This is a genomic window from Paenibacillus sp. sgz302115, assembly GCF_056120445.1.
Genome location: NZ_JBVYOK010000013.1, coordinates 120537 through 139927 on the forward strand (window position 1 = coordinate 120537; position 19391 = coordinate 139927).

Genomic DNA, 19391 nt, shown 5'->3' on the forward strand with positions numbered 1-19391 from the left:
TAGTTCTACGTTTAGGGAACAAAAACCGTCTTGACGGTTTCACTCCTAACCACCTTCAAAGAGTTCAATTCATAGCCGATCAGCTCGTTAATTGCTGTTTCATATTGATTGAGCTTAACTTTTCTGGTCACCAGCTTCTCCAGCTCCGGTGTCTCAGCGGCAAACCGCAAAGCCTCCTCGAACATGTAGCGGTATTCGCCTGCTCCAATAATTTTGATGGCATTCTGTACGAATTTGGTAGGAGAAAAGGTATACTGGTACTTCGCATTAATTCCAAAAGGAATGATGCGGCCTCCACGCTCAATCCATCTCTCTGCCACTTCGAGCTGAGTGCCCACCGTGTCGATAATCAGATCAAACTTATGTCCTGAGCAGATCTCATCTACGACAGCTTGATCTAATTGGGACGGTGTTAGCGCATAATCTGAAAATCCTCTGGCAAAGGCTAGCCGATATGGATTAATTTCCGTCGCAACGGTGAGCGCCGCTTTTGATTTGCTGACGATTTGACTGAGCAGTCCCATCGGACCCGACCCGATAACGAGCACCTTATCGTCTGCCGATACGTTAGCTTCTTTGAAATTGTGCAGGACACAGGCTAGCGGCTCAATCAAAACCCCTGCTTCCCAGCTCATATGATCCGGGAGAAGGTGTGCAAACGTTTGTTCAGTTGAGTAAAAAAAAGTGAACGTCCCATTTCGATTCAAACCCGCAATAGGCATTCCCTTGCCGTCGGTACCCGTACACAGGTGCGGCTGTTTCTTCAGGCAAAAATAACATTCACCGCAGCTTAGATTCGGATCAATAACAACGCGGTCCCCCACCTTAACTCGGTCAACCTTGCTGCCGATTTCGATTACGGTCCCTACAGCCTCATGACCGCGAATGACCTCTGGAACTCCCTCTTCTTTACCGGTTATGACCGCCAGATCCGTTCCGCAAACCCCTGTCATCTCAATCCGAATCTTGACCTCATCTGGAGCTGTAATCAGCGGCTCTTCACATTTGCACAGCTCCAGCCGGTGGTTGGATGTCCACACCAGTGCTTCCACATACGTTCTTCCCTTCTATTTTTTTATAGATTCGAGAAAAAGTGCTTAATATTCATCCAGAATATACCACATCACAAAAGTCGAAGTAAGGTGAATGTTGTCGATGAATGTTAATGATTTGCAATTTTCATGAAAATACCATATATTTACATAAAATCAGACAAACAATAACAAAAACCCAATCAACACCCTCATATGTTGATTGGGTTTTTGTTATTGTTTAGATAAATGCCGCCGGTTTGATAAATTCCAGAGCACATTTGCAGTTATAGTCAGCGATATCCTTGGCAAGCTGCTGATCCGGGTATCCGCGATGAATCAGCTTCAAACCGCCTGAAATCAAGGAAAGATGGTGATGGAATTTATAAAATAACATCCTGTCCGGATCGAGGTTATCCTGCTTTAAATACCGGTAAAAATCCCTAAAGCGAAACTCCAGGAAGCTGTGTTCATGCTCAATATCAAAGAACTCGGCTCCGTCTATATCAATTAAGATAGGCTCCAAATGATCTGTGACCAAAACATGGTCAGGACCCAGCTCCCCATGTATAAATCCATAACGGCTTCTGGGCTCAATTCCCGATTCAAGCTCATGCAGCTTATCAAGCAGCTTGCTTTGATTTTCTCTGATGCTGTCAATATGCCGGGAAGCATAGATTAACTGCGATTTTGCATTTTCCAATTGGGCAAGATGGCATTGCCCCGTGTTGTTCCCGCTATGATTGGCCTTCCCGTAGGTACTTCTTTCGCCCGCATGCATGCCGGCAATCATATCCCCCAACTGCTGAAAAACCTCATCTTTAACCCGCAGATCGGAATGGTGGAAATAATCTTCAGCCTTCTGGCCTGCTACATACTCAACAAGAGCGTAGTCGAAAGTGTAGCGACTTCTTTCCTTATTCAAATCATAAAGAACAGGGGTTCGAATGGAATGTTCAATTAAATACCTGTTGTTTATCTCAAATAATTCACTGCCGAAGGATTGGGCATTTATATGATTATTAGCTATTTCCTCTTGAAAATAATTCATCGTAAGATCCCACACATACATAACGCAGGAAAATCCATTAGTGCAGTCTATCTTGTAGACCACCTTTTGTGCACCACCATGCATTTTCACAACATTTGCGACTGAGTAGCCCGCACCAAACACCTTAACTATATACTCCTGCAGACTGGCAGGATCGAGGTGACAACAAGATTCCAAGGAATAACACTCCATTTCTTCTTTTATTGCCGGCTACCTCACTGTATTATAATCCCAGGCAAAAATATAGACTGTTTCTTCAGTCTCTGTTATGATGTTGAATAAGGTCTTGAAAAAAATAGCCATACAAAACAGCCTTTGGAATGATTCCAAAGGCTGTTTTGTATAATGCATAGTGATCGGCTTGTCTAACATTTAAGGTCAAATCCAATTGGGAGGTGCTGACGATGAACGAGCCTGTGTTGAAAAAAGCAATGGACACATTGGAATTTCTTAGTCAGGATGCTGAGGCACGCCGATTGTATGAAGATAGACAGAAGTATCTGCACGACGAAGCTTCCATGATTGAGGGCGCATTAGCTGAAGGGGAGAAAAAGAAAGCAGTTCAGATGACCCTAGAGCTCCTTAAGCTTGGAGTTGACACATCAATTATATCCAAAGCGTCCGGACTGTCTGAGGCCGAAATCATCGCTTTGAGAAAGCACAACTGAATTAAGCAAATTAATTACAAAAAAGAGCGAATAAGCAGTTATCTAAGCTGCCTATTCGCTCTTTTACTATAGAAGGATGATTGTCTTCTAATTACTTGATGATGACGTATTCCAGGTTAACCAGCTTGGCATAGGTAACAATTTGGTCTGTTGTCAAGTTCAAGGAAACAACGGTATGATGGCCGCCGCCGTTCTCGATCCAGGCCTTAACCCCATCCTGGAAGTTAGGCTTAACTTTCCAGAGTACACGGGCCACTGGAAGCTTAGGAGCCGGAACCGTAGGTTCGAATGCCGTAACTTCGTTGATCAGCAGCTTGTAATGAGTACCGAAGTCAGCCATGGATACAACTACGCCTTCTCCTGCCTTGCCGTCAAACACCAGACGGGCCGGATCTTCACGGTCGCCAATACCCAGCGGAGATACGATGACTTTTGGTTTGTTGCTTGCGAGACTTGGATCTACCTCAAGCATATGGGATTGCAGAATGGCTTCCTGGCCTGCAGCCATTTCATAAGTGTAGTCTTCCATGAAGCCTGTATTCAGGTTGTGGCTCATCACTTTCATCAAGCGGTCAAGTGCAGCCGTCTTCCAGTCGCCTTCACCGGCGAAGCCATATCCCTGTGCCATCAAACGCTGCACCGCAAGGCCCGGAAGCTGCTTCATACCGTGCAGGTCCTCGAAGTTCGAAGTGAAGGCATTGTAGCCGCCTTTGTCCAGGAAGCGTTTCAGGGCGATTTCATAGCTTGCCTGAACCTTGACGCTGGCTTCCCAAGCTTCCTTGCTGTAAGTGCCGTAGTCAAATTCATAAAGCTTTGCATATTCCGCAAACAGAGCATTAACTTCTTCTTCCGTAACCGCGTTCACGTACTGAACAAGGTCTCCAATGCCGAAATAGTCAACGGTCCAGCCGAATTGAATTTGGGCTTCAACCTTATCCCCTTCGGTAACACCGACGTTGCGCATATTGTCGCCGAAGCGGGCAACCTTGATGCTGAAGCTTTCGTTATAAGCAACCGCTACGTCCATCCAGTCCGCAATTTGCTTCTGCACTTCAGCGCGTTCCCAGTAGCCTACTACCACTTTATTTTGTTTCTGCAGACGGGCATTGATGAAGCCATATTCCCGGTCGCCATGAGCGGCCTGGTTAAGGTTCATGAAGTCCATATCAATCGTTGCCCAAGGAATGCTCTCGTTGTATTGGGTTGCCAAATGCAGCAAAGGCTTCTGCAATAATTTCGTTCCGCGAATCCACATTTTTGCCGGGGAGAAGGTATGCATCCAAGTGATGACACCGGCAACCTCGTCACGATAGTTGACTTCCTTCATGATGGAGGTGATTTTATCCGCGCTGACAGCCAAATCCTGCAGTACAAGCGGGTAAGGCAGGACACCGCTGTTATTGAGTGCATCGGTCATAGCCTGCGCGTGAGCCTTAACCTCTCCCAGAGCTTCTTCACCATAAAGATGCTGCGATCCTACGACAAACCAGAATTGTTTGGCACTTACTGTTGACATGATGCTCATCCTCTTCTCTTTTGATAGTTTGTATTATTTCTGCCCGTAGTAGGCGTCTTTCCCATGCTTCCGTAAATAGTGCTTATCCAAAATCCGCTGCGGCAATTCTTCGGCAAAATGATTTAATTCCCGTGCGAACAAATTCATTTTCGATACTTCTTCCAGCACGACGCTGTTCATTACTGCAGATTTGGCATCTTTGCCCCAGGTGAATGGAGCATGACCCTTGAGCAGGACACCGGGAACTGCCATAACATCCAGGCCACGCTGTTCGAAGGTCTCGATGATGACACGCCCGGTCTCTGCTTCATAACCGCGGTCAATCTCCTCCTGGGTCAAGAACCGGGCACATGGTACAGAGCCATAGAAGGTGTCGGCATGGGTAGTTCCCATTACTGGAACATCAAGCCCGGCTTGAGCCCAGACAGTCGCCCAAGTCGAATGCGTGTGCACGATACCGCCGATCTCTGCATAATGCTTGTAAAGCACGGCGTGGGTCGGTGTATCGGAGGAGGGTCTCATTTCTCCCTCAACCACATTGCCGTCAAAATCAACAACCACCATGTCACTCGGCTTCATCTTCTCATAATCTACGCCGCTAGGCTTGATTACGAACAAGCTGCTCTCGCGGTCAACAGCACTTACATTTCCCCATGTGTATTTGACAAGTCCATGCTTGGGCAGGTCCAGATTGGCCTGGTATACCTCTTCTTTCAACCGCTCTAACACGTTAATCCCTCCAGTTCTCCACTAGATTATCTACAGCAGCCTGCTCAATCGCCAAACCCTTCGTGTAGCGTTCCATAAAGGTTTCGAAGCCTTTAACGTCGGAACCGTCCGGATATATTTCTTGGCCCTCAACGTTGCTGAAGACTTTGCTGTCGAGGAAGTCGTCTAAGCGCTCCTGCTGATCTTTGTTCATCATATAGGAAGCGAGAATAGCCATTCCCCACGCTCCGCCTTCTCCGGCTGTTGCCATAACGGAAACAGGAACATTGAGTGCAGCCGCAACAATTTTTTGTCCAACGATAGGGGTTTTAAACAAACCGCCGTGAGCCAGAATGCTGTCAATTGCGACGTTTTCTTTCTTTGTCAAAATATCCATTCCGATTTTCAAAGCCGCAAAAGCCGTGAAAAGGTGGGTCCGCATGAAATTGGCCAAATTGAAGTTGCTCTCAGGTGAGCGGACAAACAGCGGCCGGCCTTTTTCGATTCCGGTGATATTTTCGCCTGAGAAATACCCGTAGCTAAGCAAGCCGCCGCCATCCGGGTCTGCTTCCAAAGCCTTGTTGAACATCACACTGTATAAATGAGCCGTATCCACCTTTTGTCCCGCTGCTTCAGAAAATTCACGGAACAAGCCCAGCCAGGCGTTGATATCGCTTGAGCAGTTGTTGGCATGAACCATGCCGACCGGGCTGCCGTTTGGAGTGGTTACCATGTCGATTTCCGGATATACGGTTGAAAGCTCGTTCTCTAATACAATCATGGCAAAAACCGAAGTTCCTACGGAGATATTACCGGTCCGTTTTCTCACGCTATTCGTGGCAACCATCCCTGTTCCGGCATCGCCTTCCGGAGGACAAAGCGGAATGCCTGGCTGCAGGTTTTCAGATTGGTCCAGAATTTTTGCTCCGGTTGCGGTTAATACCCCTGCCTGCTCGCCGGCGGTATAGACCTTAGGGAGAATATCCTTCAGCTTCAAGGAGTAGCCTTTGGCCGCGATGAGCTCCTCAAACTGCTTAACCATCGCTTCATTGTAATCTTGTGTGGCTTCATCTATCGGGAACATACCCGAAGCATCTCCGACACCGATGGCCTTATTGCCAGTCAGCAGCCAGTGAATGAAACCGGCTAAAGTCGTAACAAATTCAATACGAGGCACATGCTGCTCTTTGTTTAGTATGGCTTGATACAGATGGGCAATACTCCACCGTTCAGGGATGTTGAATTGGAATTTATCCGTTAATTCTTTAGCTGCAGCACCAGTTGTTGCATTACGCCAGGTCCGGAACGGAACAAGCAGCTCGCCTGTGCTGTCAAAAGCCATATACCCGTGCATCATTGCAGAAAATCCGATCGAACCAATGGTTCGGATGGTGACTCCATATTTCCGTTCAACTTCTTGCTTCATTTCACTATAGGCCTCTTGCAGACCCTTGATAATCTCCGCTAAGTTGTACGTCCAATACCCGTCTACCAAAAGATTTTCCCACTCATAGCTTCCAGATGCGATCGTCTCAAAACGCTGATCAATCAGTACTGCCTTGATACGTGTGGATCCAAATTCGATACCAAGTGAGGTTTCTCCCTTAGTAATCGCTTGCTTAATGTTCTGATCCATAATCACGTTACTCCCCTCTATGACAACTGTTTTAACACCTATAATCGAAAGAAGGCGCTTTCCCTTATTGACAGCCTTAGTATATTTTTTGTTCGTACATTTGTCAATACAGAATAGCAGATATGCCTACAAATTTTACAATAGACAATTGTATGCTTTCCTTATACTGTTTATACATAGAAAACAAAGGATTATAATAAGTTCATAAGCGTGTTATGATATGTACATACAAATATTGCGGGTGAGTCAATTAGTATTAGAACAACTTTGGAGGAAGTGAGTACAATGAAACCAAAATATCAGGTTATCCTTGAAGATATAAAAAGCAATATTCTTTCAGGAACGTATAGCGTAGGTGAACAAATCCCTACAGAATCCGCTTTGCAGGAGATGTATCAAGTAAGCCGACAGACAGTGCGGAAGGCCATTTTAGAGCTGTCGAACGAGGGTTTTCTAAGAAGTGAAAAAGGATCAGGCACTTATGTCAGCAACCAGTTCCGGTCCAAATCCGGCGGGAATCCCAATAATCGGACCATCGGTGTGATCACGACCTATATTTCGGATTACATCTTTCCCTCCATTATCCGCGGGATTGAAGGCCGATTGAATGAGGATAATTATTCGTTGCTATTAGCCAGCACCAATAATGATGTTGCGCAGGAAAAGAAAGCCTTGGAAATGATGCTGTCCTTTGGTGTGGACGGCCTGATTATTGAACCTACGAAGAGCAATCTATACAATCCCAATATCGCTTACTACCTGTCGTTCAAGGAACAGGAGGTCCCTTTCATCATGATCAATGCTTATTATGAAGAATTGGAGGTTCCTTTCTTTTGTCTGGATGATGTACAGTCCAGCTATCTGGCGACTAAAGAACTGATTTCGAAAGGACACACCCAAATTGGGATCATTGCCAAAATGGATGATTTACAGGGGAAATATCGGATGAAGGGGTATATCAAAGCTCTTGGAGAAGCCAAATTACGGTTTCACCCCGAGCAGGTGCTCTCCTTCGATACCGAGACGAAGCAGGACCTGTCCACAAGCTTAAAGAAATTTCTAACCGAAAATAGAGACATATTGACCGGAATTGTCTGCTATAACGACGAGGTAGGGCTTGAGGTCGTAAATGTGTGCAGACAACTTGAGCTATCCGTTCCGGAAGACTTGTCCATTATTGGTCAGGATAATTCTTATATCGCCAAAAATGCGAACATCAAGCTAACGACCTTGACGCACCCCCAGGAGCAAATGGGACGCGACGCCGCCGATTGGGTCATTAAGAAGCTGCAGGGAAAGAAGGATTTACGAAACAGCACCTATTATCAACCTGTTTTAGTTGAAGGGGAGACTGTGAAAGCGAGATAGGGAGAACACTCCTGTGTTGTTTAAATGCTCCTACAAAATGGCCCTTGGAACTTGGAATCATTCCGAGGGCTGTTTTTCTTCGAATAGATCCCCGGGAAGCAGGAGGTGCCGGACCCAAACTACTTGCTTGCGGAAGTATCTTTTGCATACCCGAAAAACGTCATTTGGCTGTCCTCGTTCTCAGTCATACTGTACGGATGAATCTGATCAGAATGTCTGCGGACAAATTTCCCTTCACCTACCGGATAGATCTCGATATGAAGATTGCCGGAGTATCTTGTGAAATATAATTTTCCATTGATAAGTTCTACTTGTATCTTGTCTTGTAAATATGTTCCGCAATACTCTCTAAGCTTTTCTTCGTTGCACGGGAACTCTTCATGGTTTGCCGGAAGCTCTACATCCACTTGATGTACAATATCCGAAATAGCATTGCCCAGTCTGTACTGATCAATAGTCTCATTATTTGAAAGAATGATGATACACATATCTTCATCGAAATAATCCTGCATATACGTGCTTACCCCAAGATGATCACCGCCATGAGAATATCTGTCTGTACCGTAAACTTGATGATGCTCCAGTCCATAGCAGTAATTATTGCTGTTCTCCTTGAAAAACCTGGTGTACGTTTGTGGCGACAGGATTTTACGATCCCGCAAACAGGTATACCATTTGTACAAATCATCGCAGTTTGAGACAATAGCTCCTGCGCCGATGCCGAATTTCTCGTTATGATACGGAGCTTTGATGTTGGCATCCATATTTTTCACATAATTACATGATCGGTTCTTAATAGGTTTACAGCCATCATCAACATCGCTGTTCACCATATTCAAAGGCAGAAATATGTTGTTTCGAATATAGTCTTCGTACTTCTGTCCTGACACATGCTCAATAATCCATGCGAGCAAATTGTAGTTTGAGTTATTGTAATCAAATGCCGTACCCGGCGGCCTTGTAGGCTTTTTATTAATGTACTGCCGGTAGAAATCCTTTTGCGAATATTCTGTTCTATTGTATCCGGCAAAAAAATCATTTTCAAAATTATAGAAATTATACAAACCAGAAGAATGCGACAACAAATGATGTACCGTAATAGACTCGTCAATCTCCATATCGGCAGGAAGGTGCACTTGAGCAGGTTTGTGGATGTCCAGCATCTTCTTCTCGTGCAGAAACATAATCGCAAAGGCGGTAAACTGCTTGGACATAGAAGCGATTGAGAAGCATGAATTTATACTGTTTTGTATTCCGAATTCGATACTTGCATAACCGTATGCGTTTTCAAATAGGACTTCGCCCTTTCGGATGACTTGAATAACGCCGTAAAAGTCCCACAGCTCCAGATATTTGCTAATATACGCTTCTAGCTTCATTTGCAGTGCTTGCATCAGACCTCACTCCTCTAAAAATGTAAAATATGCCCTGTCTGTATGGTATCATGCGAGGCAGGCTTGAGTAAAAAGAAACGGTTGGCCCAGGTTCCCCCTGATCCAACCGTTTCTTGTGTAGCAGCTCCATACAAATAAGTGCCTTAACCGGGCTATTTTAAGATAATATTATCAATCAGTACCGCAGAATCAAAAATGCTGTCTCCCTGATCCCACACGTGGAAACGGAGCACAATCGAAGCCTTGCCGGCAAATTGGCTTACATCGAATTGTACATGCTTCCAGTTGGTCATGTATGTCGTATCATCCCCGCCGTAGAAATCAATCGGCACTTTGTTCGCATCAATCCAATATTGCGTGGAGCTATTGATGGATTCGTATCCGATGGTGACGGACTCTTTACCGTAGACACTAGAGGTTACAGTCTCCCCTCCATTAAGATGAGAGGTAACAACGGATGCCGGATTGATATATACACTGGAGGTTACCGTTGTTTTAAAAGTGTCGTTATATTTGGAATTAATATATTCCGTCGGCTCCTCAGAAATGAAATTGTAATCGAAGGAAAGCGTCGTTGCTCCAGCCGGAACTATGAAGCTTTGCTCGATATAACTATCCGAATTGTAGTCAAAGCCTCCATTATTGTTGTTTTCGAACCCGAGGCCTGTGCTGATAATCGCCATGTAGTTGCCCTCTGTCGGTTTGAGCGGTCCCAGCTTGGAGATCACCCGGACATCCCCGTTTCCATTCCAGCCCATCCAATTTCCAGTTTCAAAAGTTCCGTTGATCAGGCCTTCTGTCTTTGCACCAATGTTGTTGCCCTTCATAGCGAAAGCAGCCCGCCCATCGTTTGCGCCAACCGCAGCCACCGCTGCCTTGAATGCTTCTTCAGTCGTCTTGTTCTCATCGAACAAGGCGGTGAATACCGATTGAACTATCGCTTGATCATACGTAACCTTTACATAATCGGTATATCCATAATAAGTGCCAGCGCCGTTGTTGATGAATGCATCTGCCATCGAATTGTTGTACAAGCTCCGGCAGCTCCCATTAAATACGATCGTATCCGGCATCATATCGTTATAACGTGTAATAAAAGAAGGCGTAATCGCATAGTAACCGGAGATAATAGCCAGTCTTCCTTTTTTCAAGTCCAGCTCATAGGCTTTCTTACTCTCTGCTGTCGCCTTTTCCCCGGTCAGGAACATGACCTGCGGCCCGGCATACTTGAAATCAATACCGTACTTATAATGAAGAATCTGGAGCACAGCTTCATCATAGTAAGTATCTCCGTGCGTATCTAAAAACAAAGCTCCATAGTTGTTCAGCCCTTTAAAGAATTTAACATCTGCTGCAGTATCTTTTACTCTGTCCACAGGGGCCGGATACTTCGACTGAACGAACTTATTATACACAGCGTCATAGACTGTTGATGAGGCAAGCTTGCCGGAGAATGGAGAAATCACAGCAACCCGCTTGCTTCCTATGGTTGCAGCAGTTTGTTCCACACTTTGCGTTAGCGTATTTGCCTCCAGCACATTGCTGAATGCAGCATGTTCTCTGGTGCCAGCTAGACCCTTCGTATTCTCGGGAGCTGATGAAATCCCCCCCAGAATCCCGTTTTCCAATAGGTACCATACACTTCCGCCCTGGCCGGAAATACCTGCACGTCGCACGTCCTCTTGTTTTTGCAGCCAAGCTACGGTTTCTTCCTTCGCTTTTTGCAAATCCCCGTATTTAGCAGCCAGATCATTAAGCTTATCCTGCGTATTTTTTTCAATGATTTCCGTTTGTGCAAGCTGCTCATCCGTAAGATGCTTCACTACAGATAATTTCAAGACATTACCGCTTGGAGCATTTCCCGTATAAACCTGCAGATTTATGTAACCTTCCGTGCTTTCAGTCAATTTAGCTTTTCCACTGTAGATCCCGTCTGCCTGGAGGCTGTCTCCATGTTCCTTCAAACCATCATCATAAAGTGGTGTAATTCCCTTAATTACTTTACCGCTGTAATCCACCTGATAGACACTCGCATTTACCGTCATGGCCTCATTAAAAGATACGCGGAACGAAACCTCTGTTGGCTCATCCGCATAAATGGAGTCGGCGCTCTCCCCGTTCACCACAACCTGGAGACCGCTTGACTGTGCGGACGATGTTGGTACAGGAGTGGCCGGTGCAGGCGTTGCAGGTGCAGAAATCACCGTAGAAGTCCCGGACCCGTTTGGCACAGCAGATGCAGCCGGGGTTGCTGTAGGAGTTCCACCCTTGTTAACCTCAGCCAGCAGCTCCTTGGATTTCTCGATATATACCGACTTATTGGTTTTGAATTCATAAGCCAGACGAGCCAGCGCCTGCCGCTCCGCTTGGTCTTTCGGCTTAAACTTCAGCGTCCCGTCACTGCCTTGGGTTCCGTTGATGAAACCGCTCTTGAAGGCCAAGGATACGTGCGCTTGCGCCCATTTGGACACCTCCGACATATCCGACAGCTTGGTGTCCAGCGGAAGCTTCTTCGCTGTATCTTCCAATTCGAAAGCCCGAATGAAGAACACGACCAGTTCTTCACGGGTAACATGCGCATTAGGGCTGAAAGCAGCAGCCGAAGTACCTTCGGTGATCCCGCTCTCTACCAATGCACCTACGTAGCCGCGGTACCAGCTATTCGGAGCAACGTCTTTGAACATCGCCGCTTGACCGCCATTTTCTTTCAGACCGAGGGACAGGACGATGATCTTGGCCAGCTCGGCGCGTGTGATCGCCTTATTCGGTTTAAACGTGTGATCTTCATACCCAGAGATTATACCTGCTTCTACTAACGATTGAATCTCCTTCTGCGCATAAGAACCAGCGATGTCTGTGATCTGCCTCGCCTCACCAAACGCCATACTTGGCACAAGGGTGCTTAACAGCAGAGCAAATACCATCATCAGACTGATTCTACGGCGCACTGCATGCACTAGCATTGTCTTCTCTCCTTCTGAATTAAGATAATTCGACAACTTCTTGATTTTACAATAGGCACTGAGGAGCTTACATTATTTATCGGTAATTTTACACAGAACTTTTTACCTATTTTAGAATAAATGAACATGATTTATAGGCACAGCTTATCCAACCGCCGACTGGTTATCAGACCATCGAAGCAGTAGAAATGTCGCAGTATAAAAAAAGCCCCTGCAGAGCTCCGGCTGCTGCAGGGACTAATTCCCGTTAATTAGATAAAGATTCTGCCCACGCATCGACAGTTACCACCTCTGCCTGACGGGGGAACACCTTCTCGGTCAGAACGCGATGCACCTCGGGGTCGGCATCAATACAGGCATCGGAAAGCACCGTAAGGGCAAAATCTTTATCTGCCGCTTCCCGCAAGGTCGATAGAACGACCCCGCTTGTGGCGATGCCGCTAAGAACGAGTGTGTCGATCTGGCGGGACCGAAGGATCACCTCAAGATCACTCCCGGCGAACGCGCTCACCCGAACCTTGGTCACAATGGGTTCATCCGGCCGGGGCTGCACGGATTCGCTTATTTGCATCGCCGCTTCCGGTGCCGCCGCTGTTCCCGCCCGGCTGGCAATTTCCCCGAACATTTTGTTTCTGGAGCTAATCTCAGGATAACCGGCGCGGAACGCGACCCGTACATAAATCACGGGAATAGCGTGACTGCGTGCGGCTTCAATAGCCTTTTGGAACGGAAGCAATGCCTTCTCATTGTCTACGAACCGCGATACGACGCTGTTTTGCATATCCATGACCAATAGTGCGCTTTTGCCCGGCGAATTGTGCATGTGTTATTTAACTCCTTTTCTTCGAAGTGGACACGTTTGAATCACTAGCCCCATCATAAACGGAGTGCTGCCTCCGGTTAAAATTATACGGAGGTCCTTCTCCGTTTGTCAATCAACCGCCGGTGATGTACTATTTACAATGAGGTGTTATCCCAAGATGTCCAAAAAGAAAATTTCAGTTGGAAGCAGTGACACTACAGAATCCGTCGTCACGCCTCCCGTGAAGGCATTGCGTGCAGATGCCATAAGAAATCGAGATAAGCTTCTCCAGGTTGCCCATAAGGTGTTTACGACCGAAGGCGTCTCCGTTTCGATGGATGAAATCGCCCGGCGTGCCGGTGTAGGCGTAGGTACTGTTTACCGGCATTTCCCGACCAAGGAGGATTTGTTCGGAGCCGTCATTGTCAGCCACAAATCGCGTCTTATCGAAGAAGCAAATCAATTGCTGTACCACGACGATCCGGGTGAGGCGTTCTTTCATTATTTTGCAAAAATCATACGTGAGGGGATTGCAAACAAGGCGATAACCGATGCCCTTGTTAGCAGACTGAATAACGGTGGGCGTTCGGAGGTTGCGAGGGACTTTTGGCGGGGAATTGACAATCTTCTCGGCCGCGCCCAACAAAGCGGCTCCGTCCGGGCTGATGCCAGCATTGAGGATATCAAAATCCTGCTTACCGGCATCTTGCAGGCAGCCGCGGACGGCGAAACTTTCCCGGACCGCGCCGTGTCGATTCTATGCGACGGCCTTCGCGGGAATGCCAAATAACCGCTTGCTGTCCACGAGGGCGCAAGTGGTTAAGGTGAAGTCATGTTCATTAGATTTCTTTCACGAGAAATTCTATTTCGTACGGCAACGTCTTTCGTTGCTCTACTCGTTTTGATGTAGCGACTACTCGAGTTCGACCCAACCTATAAAAAAATCACCTTTACAATTGTTTTCTCATTAGGTTTCGAAGAAAAAGATAACTCTGCATGATGTTGTCTGCAGTTCAAATGCTGCCAATGTCAACCTTCGGCGTCGAATGTACTCAGATAACGATACTCCAGTAATAAACGGAAACATTCGTTGAAAATGATAAGTAGAGCATAGACTATCTACGCCATTTTATCATATGATATATCGTCTGCTAGATTTGTTTCGATATACTCCTGCTCAACCAATCCATCGTTTTCCGTTAGCGGAACGTAATCAGTAAGCATTTTCCCTTATTTCATTCAGTTCCTCCGCGCTAAACAATTCTGCCTGGTACAGATTGAAAAATCCCCCTAGATTCTTAATAAAGACTTTATATTCTACACTTGTTTTTTGATAACGGGTATCCAGATTTCGCTTCTGAAGGTTGGAGAGGATACATCCTTACTCTCATTCCATAATATTTCCGGTCCTCTTGCCAACTCATAACTCGCGGAAGGAAACCATTCTGAATAAATACGTCCCCATACGTTCTGCAAAGTCGCCGGGAATGGGCCGACCGCTTCAAAAACGGCCCAAGTGGCTCCAGATACCTCCAGTTTCGTCAAAAGCTCGGGACACTCCCGGCTGGTAGCCACGCCGACGTAGTGATCAAGCGATCCCTTCTCCTCCATACGCTCCTCGGAAAAATTCACCGATGCTTGAATCAATCCCCTCGGTTCAATATCCGAGAGTGCTTTGAGTTGAATAATGTCCTCCGGCGTTAAGCTTCTCCACATAGATTCGATTTCCGAATTCACACCATTGAATTGAATAGGTACCCTCTTCATGATGCCTACGATCTGGAATGGCTCCTTCTCTACAATACGGTAATTCATTGCGGTTCCTCCCTGAACGGTTAAGTGAAAGGTCATAGGTGGATAGGCCTTTAGGGAAGGTCCATTGGACTTTGCCGTTGATGGCGACATCCCATGCTGAGTCTGAAAGGCTCTAGAAAAGGCGTCGGCTGAGTTGTATCCGTACTTCATCGCCACATCAATAATCCGTACATCACGGGTTTGAAGCTCAAATGCAGCAAGGGTCAGGCGTCTCCGGCGGATGTATTCCGATAGCGTCATTCCGGCAAGAAATGAGAACATCCTTGAAAAGTGATATTCGGAACAACAAGCCTGCCTCGCCGCTTCCTTCAAATCTAAATCTTCCACAAGATTTTCTTCGATGTATTGCATAGCCCGGTTCAGATTTGCAAGCCAATTCACGTGAATAACCTCCCTTCAGATACAGAATAGCAAAGAACGATTATAGGCATCCGACATTTCATGTACGATTTTGTAGTACGGCCATTCCAATCGTTTACTGAGAAGTGAATGGCGCCGCCGCTCGCGCCTCCTATCACTAACCTTCCTGCCGTTCCATCAAATAAAACAAATAATCGGTCAGAACCCCGGCATCCCCTTGCTGCCTCAACATCGCGGTCACATTCCCCCGGTGATAAGTCCCATGGTTGACCACATGCTGCAGGATGTCAGAGAAATACGTATCGAGACGGCCGTACTTCGGATGCTCGATCGTCATCGCCTTGTCCGGGTCAGGCGTAGATAATTCCACCTTTCCTTTTTTTATGGAGAGTTTTATCAATCAAAAAAGACGCTCAGGAGCGCCCCACACTTAACAAATATTATAGACATTGGAGTAAATTTTATAGAAACTCGGGCCACGCCTCCTGTGAAGCGTGGCTCTTCCTCATAATCAGCCTTTCAAGAATTGCAACAATGCATGGTTAAATTCCTTAGCGTGGGTAGCATTGAATCCGTGGGGGCCGCCATCAATCACGACTAACTGACTGCCTGCGATCCGCTCATGCGCTTTTTGACCACTGATCTCGACAGGAACGATCGCATCGGCGTCACCATGGAGAATTAGCGTTGGCAATTTAAATTTCTCAAGGTCCCCACGGAAATCGGTATAGCTGAATGCCGAGATGCAATCAAGCGTACCTTTCGGCGACGCAAAAGCCGCAATATCGCGATTGTATAAGCGGAACGCTTCGTTTACCAAGTCGGTTCTGTCCCCAGAGGCGAAGAAATTGGTTGTGAACTCATCTAGGAACGCTAGACGATCCGCCTTCACCCCGTCTTGAAATCCTTTAATAGTCGCATCGTCGAATCCGCCGTCCGGGTTATCCGATGATTTGTACAGGTACGGCGGGATAGCACCGGCCAGCACCGCTTTCGATACCCGCTCCGTTCCATAAGTACCAATGTAACGCGCTACTTCGCCTCCGCCCATGGAGAACCCGACCAGTGTCACATCGTGAAGATCCAGGTGCAAAATCAACCTATGCAAATCCGCCGCGAACGTATCATAGTCGTATCCGTTCCACGGCTGGGAAGACTGACCGAATCCACGACGATCATACGTGATCACTCGATAACCGGCTTCCACTAGTGCAGGCACTTGCTTCTCCCAGGACCTTCCGCTGAGCGGCCACCCATGGATCAACACAACCGGCTTGCCCGCTCCGACATCCTCATAATGAAGCTCGATTGCAATTCCATTCTCGTGTCCAACCGTAACCTTTGCCATTTATATATCCCTCCGTTTTTTGTTTTTGGGCGCTTCCATATGCTTCCACTAATAGTGTTTTTTTATTAACACAGCGTTTTCTCTGATCATATTCTATCCATTAAAAGAATTATTTTGGTGATCACCGTATTCATGGACCTCCCCTTTCACTGTTGAATTTAGTTAAAATTCTTAACGTCCGGAATATACCAATTAATAATCTAGCTGTCAACGCCCAAAAAAAAATAGATTATTATGTCGATTACTATGAATTGACTATAATCTCTATTACTCTTATGACTAAAGTTCTATTTCACCGAAAAATCAACCTACCCTCTCTTTAGTGACGTTTTCCATGTACCATGATGTGAACTACACACACCTAAGAGGTGGGTGCTTCTTGGTCAATAGAGCTGCTGCTCCAAGTTTACCCAAGCTTATAGGATTGAGGAATTTATGCAGACCAGCCGGCTGTTTCGTGAAAGCTGGCCGATGCATGACGTCCAGATCGTCTTAAAATACTTATGACTTGCGTTCACTCAAGAACCGTAGAACCAAGACCCCCTTCGAGGGGTCATTTTCTTTTTTAGGAGGTATATAGATTGAAAATCAACAAACGAAGCAGGATATGAATACCTCAAGGATTGTCACCGCGGTATCTTATGCGGCTTCAATCGAGTGTGCATCCGTCTTGCGCCGAAAGAACGGCTTGCCTTTCGACCAATTGATGAACGGCCGCTCTATGACATAATAAGAGATCACCGCCGCCGCATACGAGATTACGACGACGGATACACTGATGCCGAGCCATCGCCACACGTCTTCAATCCCGGATTGGTGATAATCCTTTATGCCGTACTTTTCGATTAACGTAATGAACAAATAGTGCCAAATATACAGGCCGAACGAAATTTTCGCGGTAAATCGGAAAAACCGGTTATCAAGATAGCGCCCTAATATCACGCTGAACGGTGCCGACAACAACACGACTCCGAACAAAATGGCATAAGCCGGGAAGTAGTACGGTTGCTGCTGAAAGCTGAAGTCAAATTCGCCCCGGTGGCGCATACGCCAGAGCAGCAAGCCGGCAAGCCCCAAAGCAACTGCCCCGATTGCATCGAACAACCCAAACTTGCGCAACCGCTCGATCGCCGTGCCGCCCCGCATGATTGCGGTCGTAACGCCCGCCGCCAGGATGCCGATGGTGAAGTGGCCGAAGAATCCGATCGGATTGTAATTCGGCATCCAGTATTTTGCACCGCCAAGCTGACCAAATCTCCAACCCCGGCCCGTCTCGCTAGGCGTAAACCACTGATGTACGAGCGAGTTGGCGACAAGCACCAATCCAAACGCGACGACCCAGAACAAGATCGCTTTTCCAAACGAACGCCGCTTGCTGAGCATAAACAATAAAGCCATAAACAAAGGCATAAGCATGTAGCAAAACACCTCGAAGCTAATCGACCAGAATGGCCCATTCAAGTCGGACGGAAAAAACGTTGTATAGTGGAAGCCCGCCGTAAACGTGAAACCCGTTAGGATTCGCCGCCACAAGTACTCCGTAGGAATGTCCAGCCTCCATACGAGCAATAGACAAAACAGGAATGAAACATAGAAGCCGGGCATAATTCTCGCAGCGCGACGCACTGCATACGTTCGGATACTTGGATACGGCTCATTTTCCAAGTAAGCGCTCCAAAAGGGGAACGACAACAAAAACCCGCTTAACACGAAAAACAAGCTCACCCCGCTGTTCCCAAGCAAGAAAACCGACTGCAATTCTTGAAGCCAAGGCTTTTGTGCGGGCATCGCCAGCCGTTGTGACAAATGATGCAGGATGACGGACAGGCAAGCCATAGCACGAACGCCATCTGCTCCTGTTAATCGGGTACTGCCTAACCGAAGCGTTGACATCAGCTCAATTCCCTCTTTTCCCAAATGATTTCCCGAACGGATGAGCATCCGCGTAGACAACGAAAGGGCCGTCGAATTGAACAGGGGAACTGATGCCTGGAACACCGCAGCCGTATGTACACTACTCCCATTCGCAATGGCGCTGTACATTGATTTCAGGTACTATATCTTTCAATAAATCACAGAAAAATCCTTCAACGCTCATATTATTCAGTACAAAAAAATTCAAAGACCGAATTCCAAGATTGTATCATTCACCTATTGACTCGATATATAAATCAAAGTAAAGCTAATTGAATCAGGCGCTATTAATACAGACTTTGGCGGAAGATCAATGGAATTCTTTTTTAGTACAGTAGAATTGATACACCGCCGCCTCTAAAAGCAAAAAGGTACGGAAAAGCCGGTTCATTACCGGGTTTTCCGCACCTTCGCTCTCTGCTCTAAATCAACGCGTCGAAATGGCCCTCCGAGTTCACCGTCGCCGTCCGGGGATCGGTTAGACTAATGCCTTTAAGGCCTCCCTTTCCTTCAGTCCGCCAGAGCGGGAGATGGTCTTGAAGCGGAGAAGCCGGTACAAAATTGACCGGGGTGCTGCTCCCGCTTTTCTGCACCAGTTGGGTCTCCAGCAGCCGGATTTTCCGCTGCAGCTGCTCCCGGAGATAAGGAGTCTGCATATCGCTACCCTGCGCCGCATTCACCTTGTCCAGCTCAATCATCAGCCGGTTTCGCTGCTCCTCCAGGGAACTGACATCGCTCTCTGTGCCGCCGTAAGCTGCAGTGGCTTGTACTGGGCTGATTCCTGATACTGTCTGTGCCGCCATGATCTGTTCCTCCG

General features: G+C 46.8%; 15 protein-coding genes and 2 pseudogenes. 3 read left to right on the forward strand and 14 right to left on the reverse strand.

Annotation, left to right across the window (positions count from 1 at the left end; translation table 11 throughout):
* Positions 1–11: 11 nt before the first annotated feature.
* Positions 12–1052: a zinc-dependent alcohol dehydrogenase gene (locus AC0LWN_RS22055; RefSeq protein WP_474669105.1), complete on the reverse strand. Its 1041-nt coding sequence runs from the start codon at positions 1050–1052 to the stop codon at positions 12–14.
* A 220-nt stretch (positions 1053–1272) separates the two neighbouring features.
* Complete coding sequence (locus AC0LWN_RS22060; RefSeq protein ID WP_474669247.1) at positions 1273–2214, reverse strand: phosphotransferase; 942 nt, start codon at positions 2212–2214, stop codon at positions 1273–1275.
* Positions 2215–2462: 248 nt separating this feature from the next.
* On the opposite strand from AC0LWN_RS22060, the pseudogene AC0LWN_RS22065 reads away from it, so the two are divergent.
* Positions 2463–2750 (forward strand): annotated as a pseudogene (locus AC0LWN_RS22065) (PD-(D/E)XK nuclease family transposase); the annotation flags it as partial.
* A 91-nt stretch (positions 2751–2841) separates the two neighbouring features.
* Here AC0LWN_RS22065 and araA read toward each other — a convergent pair.
* From araA to AC0LWN_RS22080, 3 genes are read right to left on the reverse strand one after another with little or no spacing between them, the layout of a single operon-like run.
* The gene (araA, locus tag AC0LWN_RS22070; protein ID WP_474669107.1) at positions 2842–4266 is read right to left on the reverse strand and encodes an L-arabinose isomerase; all 1425 of its coding nucleotides are present in this window, start codon (positions 4264–4266) and stop codon (positions 2842–2844) included.
* A 33-nt stretch (positions 4267–4299) separates the two neighbouring features.
* Positions 4300–4995 (reverse strand): L-ribulose-5-phosphate 4-epimerase, encoded by a 696-nt coding sequence (locus AC0LWN_RS22075; RefSeq protein WP_474669109.1) that lies wholly within the window; start codon positions 4993–4995, stop codon positions 4300–4302.
* A 1-nt stretch (position 4996) separates the two neighbouring features.
* Complete coding sequence (locus tag AC0LWN_RS22080; RefSeq protein ID WP_474669111.1) at positions 4997–6610, reverse strand: xylulokinase; 1614 nt, start codon at positions 6608–6610, stop codon at positions 4997–4999.
* A 285-nt stretch (positions 6611–6895) separates the two neighbouring features.
* Here AC0LWN_RS22080 and AC0LWN_RS22085 point away from each other — a divergent pair, with 285 nt between their 5' ends.
* Positions 6896–7978 carry a GntR family transcriptional regulator gene (locus AC0LWN_RS22085; protein ID WP_474669113.1) on the forward strand — a complete coding sequence of 361 codons (1083 nt, stop codon included), beginning with the start codon at positions 6896–6898 and terminating at the stop codon, positions 7976–7978.
* 119 nt (positions 7979–8097) lie between these two features.
* On the opposite strand, the gene AC0LWN_RS22090 is transcribed toward AC0LWN_RS22085, so the two are convergent.
* The 3 genes from AC0LWN_RS22090 to AC0LWN_RS22100 form a co-directional block, all read right to left on the reverse strand.
* Positions 8098–9372, reverse strand: a complete 1275-nt coding sequence (locus AC0LWN_RS22090; RefSeq protein ID WP_474669115.1) for a serine hydrolase domain-containing protein — start codon at positions 9370–9372, stop codon at positions 8098–8100.
* A gap of 152 nt (positions 9373–9524) precedes the next feature.
* The gene (locus tag AC0LWN_RS22095; RefSeq protein ID WP_474669117.1) at positions 9525–12335 is read right to left on the reverse strand and encodes an S-layer homology domain-containing protein; all 2811 of its coding nucleotides are present in this window, start codon (positions 12333–12335) and stop codon (positions 9525–9527) included.
* Positions 12336–12582: 247 nt separating this feature from the next.
* Complete coding sequence (locus tag AC0LWN_RS22100; protein WP_474669119.1) at positions 12583–13158, reverse strand: cysteine hydrolase family protein; 576 nt, start codon at positions 13156–13158, stop codon at positions 12583–12585.
* A 157-nt stretch (positions 13159–13315) separates the two neighbouring features.
* Here AC0LWN_RS22100 and AC0LWN_RS22105 point away from each other — a divergent pair, with 157 nt between their 5' ends.
* Complete coding sequence (locus tag AC0LWN_RS22105) at positions 13316–13927, forward strand: TetR/AcrR family transcriptional regulator (protein ID WP_474669121.1); 612 nt, start codon at positions 13316–13318, stop codon at positions 13925–13927.
* A gap of 195 nt (positions 13928–14122) precedes the next feature.
* On the opposite strand, the pseudogene AC0LWN_RS22110 reads toward AC0LWN_RS22105, so the two are convergent.
* The 6 genes and pseudogenes from AC0LWN_RS22110 to AC0LWN_RS22135 form a co-directional block, all read right to left on the reverse strand.
* A pseudogene (locus AC0LWN_RS22110) lies at positions 14123–14361 on the reverse strand (hypothetical protein); the annotation flags it as partial.
* 93 nt (positions 14362–14454) lie between these two features.
* The gene (locus AC0LWN_RS22115; RefSeq protein ID WP_474669249.1) at positions 14455–15303 is read right to left on the reverse strand and encodes an AraC family transcriptional regulator; all 849 of its coding nucleotides are present in this window, start codon (positions 15301–15303) and stop codon (positions 14455–14457) included.
* Positions 15304–15469: 166 nt separating this feature from the next.
* Positions 15470–15682, reverse strand: a complete 213-nt coding sequence (locus AC0LWN_RS22120) for a DinB family protein (protein WP_474669123.1) — start codon at positions 15680–15682, stop codon at positions 15470–15472.
* Between the two features lie 141 nt (positions 15683–15823).
* A complete protein-coding gene (locus tag AC0LWN_RS22125) occupies positions 15824–16660 on the reverse strand; it encodes an alpha/beta fold hydrolase (protein WP_474669125.1) in 837 nt (278 codons plus the stop codon).
* 639 nt (positions 16661–17299) lie between these two features.
* A complete protein-coding gene (locus tag AC0LWN_RS22130) occupies positions 17300–18553 on the reverse strand; it encodes an acyltransferase family protein (protein WP_474669127.1) in 1254 nt (417 codons plus the stop codon).
* Positions 18554–18996: 443 nt separating this feature from the next.
* Positions 18997–19377, reverse strand: a complete 381-nt coding sequence (locus AC0LWN_RS22135; RefSeq protein ID WP_474669129.1) for a hypothetical protein — start codon at positions 19375–19377, stop codon at positions 18997–18999.
* Positions 19378–19391: the final 14 nt, after the last annotated feature.